The sequence below is a fragment of the uncultured Amaricoccus sp. genome (genome assembly GCF_937858865.1).
Taxonomy (GTDB): domain Bacteria; phylum Pseudomonadota; class Alphaproteobacteria; order Rhodobacterales; family Rhodobacteraceae; genus Amaricoccus.
Genome location: NZ_CALLYO010000474.1, coordinates 1 through 4317, shown reverse-complemented (window position 1 = coordinate 4317; position 4317 = coordinate 1). Strand labels below are relative to the sequence as shown.

Below are 4317 nucleotides of genomic sequence, written 5' to 3'. Positions count from 1 at the left end.
GCGTCTTCCCGACCGTGCTGCCCGGCGCGACGCCGATCATCACCCAGGCGAGCGGGATCGCCAGCGCGACCGCGCCGCGATGGCGGCCGGCGAAGGCGTGCGGCGCGACGAGAAGGCCGATCAGCGCGGCGACCAGCAGCCCGGCCGCCGGGTCGGGCCAGACCCGGCCGAGCAGGGTGAAGGCGACCGCCATCGCCCCGGCCATCAGCGCCGAGAGCAGGCTCTCGACCGCGGTCTCGCGCAGGTCGCGCCGCCCGAGCGCGACGAGCACGATCGCCACGGCGAAGAGCACCCGCATGGCCGAGACGGCGTCGAGCGACATCAGCAGCACGAAGGGCGGCAGCATCACCAGGGCCGCCAGCGCCGCGTCGCGGGTGCGCCCGGCCGCGCCCCCCGCCGCCGGCGGCGGCGTCACTCCGGCGGCGCGGCCGCGGCCGGGAAAGAGCGCGAAGGCGAGGTAGAGCCCGGCGACCGCGAGCAGCGCGTTGGCGAGGAAGGCGCCCGAGGCGGCGGCGAGCGCCTGTTCGGAGCGCCGCATCGCCAGCGGCACCACGATGGCGAAGGCCTGCAGCAGCAGGCCGATCGTGGCGGTGCGCGGCTCGGCCTGCAGGCGGAAGGCGTGCAGGAAGACGAGGCCGACGAAGCCGACCAGGAGATAGGGGAACTGGTCGAGCACGCCGGCGAAGCCGACGAAGCCGAGGGGCAGCAGCGCGGCGAGGAGCACGAGCAGCAGCGCGGCGCGCGGCGGCGGGGCGGCCGGCGCCTTCAGCGTGAGCGCGGCGAGCAGCACGCCGGTCACGAAGGGCAGCATGGTGCCGCTCCAGAGCGCCGCCCCGTAGCCGAGCGGCGGCAGCAGCGCGACCCGCAGGATCTGGGCCGGGGGCCCGCGCCCCTCGGCGGGGAGGTCAGCGGACATAGGAGAGGATCGCGCGGACCCGGATGTAGGCCCACCAGAGCGGGCGCAGCCAGGCCGACTGCGCGGTCTCGACCATCACCGTCGCCTGCGACCCGAGCCGCACCCCCGGCGGCAGCGAATCGGAGGGCGTGAACTCGAGGCGCACGGCGAACCGCTGCGGCTCGCTCAGCCAGCGGGCCTGCGGCGGCGTGTCGATCAGGCCGCCGCGCGGGGCCGACTGGTTGACCGTGTCGATCCCGGCGATGAAGGACACCACGCGCGCCTGCCAGACGCGGCCGGGCTGCACGTCGAGCACGACCTCGGCGCGGTCGCCGCGGGCGATGTTGCCGAGCTGGTTCTCGCGGAACCAGGCGACGATCCAGCCGCCCTGCAGGTCGATCATGGTCAGGATCGGCTGCCCGGCGCTGGCGGTCTCGCCGGCGCCGAGGCTGAGGTTGGTCACCCGGCCGTGCGCCGGCGAGACGATCAGGGTCTGGGCGAGGTTGAACTGCGCGGTCTCGAGCGCCGACTGCGCCGCGCGGAGCTGCGGGTTGTCGGCGCCGGCGGGGCCGAGCGCCTGCTCGGCGCGGCGCAGGTCGGCCTCGGCCGCCGCCACCAGCGCCTCGCCGCCGGCGATGGCCGCCACCGCCTCGTCGCCGCGCGCCGCCGGCACCACGCCGCGCTCGACGAGCGCGAGCGTCCGGTCGGCCTGGGCCCGGCTGTTGGTCAGGTGCGCCTGCGCCTCGGCGAGCTTGGCCTGGGCCGCGGCCACCTCGGCGGTCGAGGCGCCGATCGCCTGGCCGGCCCGCGCCAGCTCGGCCTCGGCCGCCTCCGCCGCCAGGCGGAACGGCGTCGGGTCGATCTCCGCCAGGACCTCGCCCGGCTCGACGGTGGCGTCGTCGCGCACCTCGACCCGCACCAGCTCGCCCGAGACGCGCGGCACGATCGGCAGCACCAGCGCCTCCACCGTGGCGATGGTGGTGAGCGGCGCCGTCCGGTCGCTGGCGATCTGCAGGACGAGGAGAAGGACGAGCGCACCGGCGACGAGGCCCGTCCAGCGGCGCACCGGATCGGGCTTCTCCGGCGCCGCCGGGCCGCTCCCGGGCGCGGCGTCCTCCTCGGCCATCTGGTTTCCCCCCATCCGCGAACCGGCCGGGATCAGGCCCGCACCGCCGGCCGGAGTCAAGCCGCGGCCGCGCGTGCGGCCGCATTAACCTTCGTTGAGAAGTGGTTAGCGCCAAGACTTTTATCTTGCGGTCTCAGCGGGTTGCCGGAAGCCCGCACTGTGCGGAGCGCGTGCGGGCGCCGCTCACCGGAAGCGATCGACGAGCCTCTGCAGCGGGCTCCGGGCGTCCTCGGGCTCGGGCGCGGCGGCCGGCGTCGGGGCCGGCTCGGGGGAGGGCTTCCGGACCGCCGGGGGCGGCGCCCGGCGGTTCACGGCGGCGAGGAAGCCCTGGGTGTCTCCGGCAGCGAGCGCCGGCGCACCCTCGGCGACCCCGCGCAGCAGGTCGTCGACCCAGTCCGCTTCCGACTTGTGAAAGTCACTGAGGACGTAGTTCGAGACCAGCCGCTTGTCCCCCGGATGCCCGATCCCGATCCGGACGCGCCGGAACTCCGGCCCGATATGCGCCCCGAGCGAGCGCAGCCCGTTGTGCCCGGCTGTCCCGCCCCCGGTCTTGACCCGCACCCGCCCTGGCGCGAGGTCGAGCTCGTCGTGGAAGACGGTGACGTCGCCCGGCTCGAGCTTGAAGAAGCCGAGCGCCGCCCGGACCGCGTCGCCCGAGAGGTTCATGTAGGTGCCGGGCTTGAGCAGCATGACCTTCTCGGGCCCGAGGCGCCCCTCGGCGACCTGGCCGTGGAACTTCGCCCGCCACGGCCCGAATCCGTGCGCCTCGGCAATGGCGTCCGCCGCCATGAAGCCGATGTTGTGCCGGTTGCGGGCATGGCCCGGGCCCGGGTTGCCGAGGCCGACGAAGAGTTGCATGAGCCTGCCGAAACGAAGCGACGCGGCGGGATCGGCCCGCCGCGTCGGCATATAGCACGCGCTGGCGGCGGGATCAGCCCTCGGCCGCCTCGCCCTCGCTCTCGCCCTCGCCCTCCTCCGAGCGCAGGCCGGACGGGGCCTGGATCGAGGCGATCACGAAGTCGCGGTCGGTGATCGTCGGGCGGACGCCGGCGGGGAGGGTCACGTTCGAGATGTGGATCGAGTCGTGGATCTCCTTGCCGGTGAGGTCGACGACGATCTTCTCGGGAATGTCGCCGGCGGTCACCATCAGCTCGATCTCGGGGCGGACCTCGATGAGGGCACCGCCGCGCTTCAGGCCGGGGGACTTGTCGCGGTTGACGAACTCGACCGGGATGAAGAGGGCGATGCGCGAACGGTCGCTGAGGCGCAGGAAGTCGACGTGCGTCGGCAGATCCTTCACCACGTCGCGCTGGACGCCGCGGCAGATGACGTTGTTGTCCTTGCCGTCGACCTTGACGTTCAGCAGCGTCGAAAGGAAGCGCCCCGCCTTCAGCTGCTTGAGCAGCAGGTTGAACCTGACGTTGATCGTCTGGGGCGGCTCGCCGCCGCCGTAGATGACGCCGGGTACATATCCTTCGCGACGTGCGCTGCGGGCGGCCCCCTTGCCGGTCCCTGCGCGCGCCACGGCTTCGAGAACGGGTGTCTCAGCCATGTGGCTCTCTCCTGGGTTCGAACGCGCAGCCTTCCTCCAAGGGTGCAAGGCCGCGAAGGCGGCTCAATAGGCCATCGAGCAGGGAAAGGGAAGCGGATTCCGGCCGCCTCAGGCCACGGTCTCGACCATGCGCTCGGCGCCGGCGAGATCGACCGAGACGAGCTGGCTGACGCCGGGCTCGGCCATGGTCACGCCGAAGAGCCGGTCCATGCGCGCCATGGTGACAGCATGGTGGGTGATGATCAGGAACCGCGTCTCGGTCCGCCCGACCATCTCGTCGAGGAGATCGCAGAAGCGGGTGACATTGGCGTCGTCGAGCGGCGCGTCGACCTCGTCGAGGACGCAGATCGGCGAGGGGTTGGCGAGGAAGACGGCGAAGATGAGGCTGAGCGCGGTCAGCGTCTGCTCGCCGCCCGAGAGGAGCGAGAGGGTCGAGAGCTTCTTGCCCGGCGGCTGGCACATGATCTCCAGCCCGGCCTCCAGCGGATCGTCGCTCTCGACCAGCACGAGGTTCGCCTCGCCGCCGCCGAAGAGGTGGCGGAAGAGGGTGGCGAAGTTGCGGTTCACCTCCTCGAAGGCAGCGACGAGCCGCCCCCGCCCCTCGCGGTTGAGGTTGGCGATGCCGTGGCGCAGCTTGCGGATCGCCTCCTCGAGGTCGTCGCGTTCGCGCACCAGCGTCTCCGCCTCCGCGCGGATCTCGCGGGCGTCCTCCTCGGCGCGCAGGTTCACCGCCCCCATCCCGTC

4 protein-coding genes and 1 pseudogene are annotated in these 4317 nt (G+C 73.4%); all 5 read right to left on the bottom strand.

What is annotated here, in order from left to right; all coding sequences use genetic code 11:
* On the bottom strand, positions 1-916 hold a 916-nt coding region (locus Q0112_RS13905; protein ID WP_297976255.1), incomplete at its 3' end, for a hypothetical protein.
* Positions 906-2021 carry an efflux RND transporter periplasmic adaptor subunit gene (locus Q0112_RS13900; protein WP_297976253.1) on the bottom strand — a complete coding sequence of 372 codons (1116 nt, stop codon included), beginning with the start codon at positions 2019-2021 and terminating at the stop codon, positions 906-908. The genes Q0112_RS13905 and Q0112_RS13900, both read right to left, overlap by 11 nt.
* A 183-nt stretch (positions 2022-2204) precedes the next feature.
* Positions 2205-2879 (bottom strand): aminoacyl-tRNA hydrolase, encoded by a 675-nt coding sequence (gene pth / locus Q0112_RS13895; RefSeq protein WP_297976251.1) that lies wholly within the window; start codon positions 2877-2879, stop codon positions 2205-2207.
* Positions 2880-2952: 73 nt separating this feature from the next.
* Complete coding sequence (locus Q0112_RS13890) at positions 2953-3573, bottom strand: 50S ribosomal protein L25/general stress protein Ctc (protein WP_297976249.1); 621 nt, start codon at positions 3571-3573, stop codon at positions 2953-2955.
* Positions 3574-3681: 108 nt separating this feature from the next.
* Positions 3682-4317 (bottom strand): annotated as a pseudogene (locus tag Q0112_RS13885) (chromosome segregation protein SMC); the annotation flags it as partial.

Bases quoted from the DNA above. Each gene is read 5' to 3' on its own strand.
- Q0112_RS13890 (WP_297976249.1), bottom strand. From the start codon at position 3,573: ATGGCTGAGACACCCGTTCTCGAAGCCGTGGCGCGCGCAGGGACCGGC.
- Q0112_RS13900 (WP_297976253.1), bottom strand. From the start codon at position 2,021: ATGGCCGAGGAGGACGCCGCGCCCGGGAGCGGCCCGGCGGCGCCGGAG.
- pth (WP_297976251.1), bottom strand. From the start codon at position 2,879: ATGCAACTCTTCGTCGGCCTCGGCAACCCGGGCCCGGGCCATGCCCGC.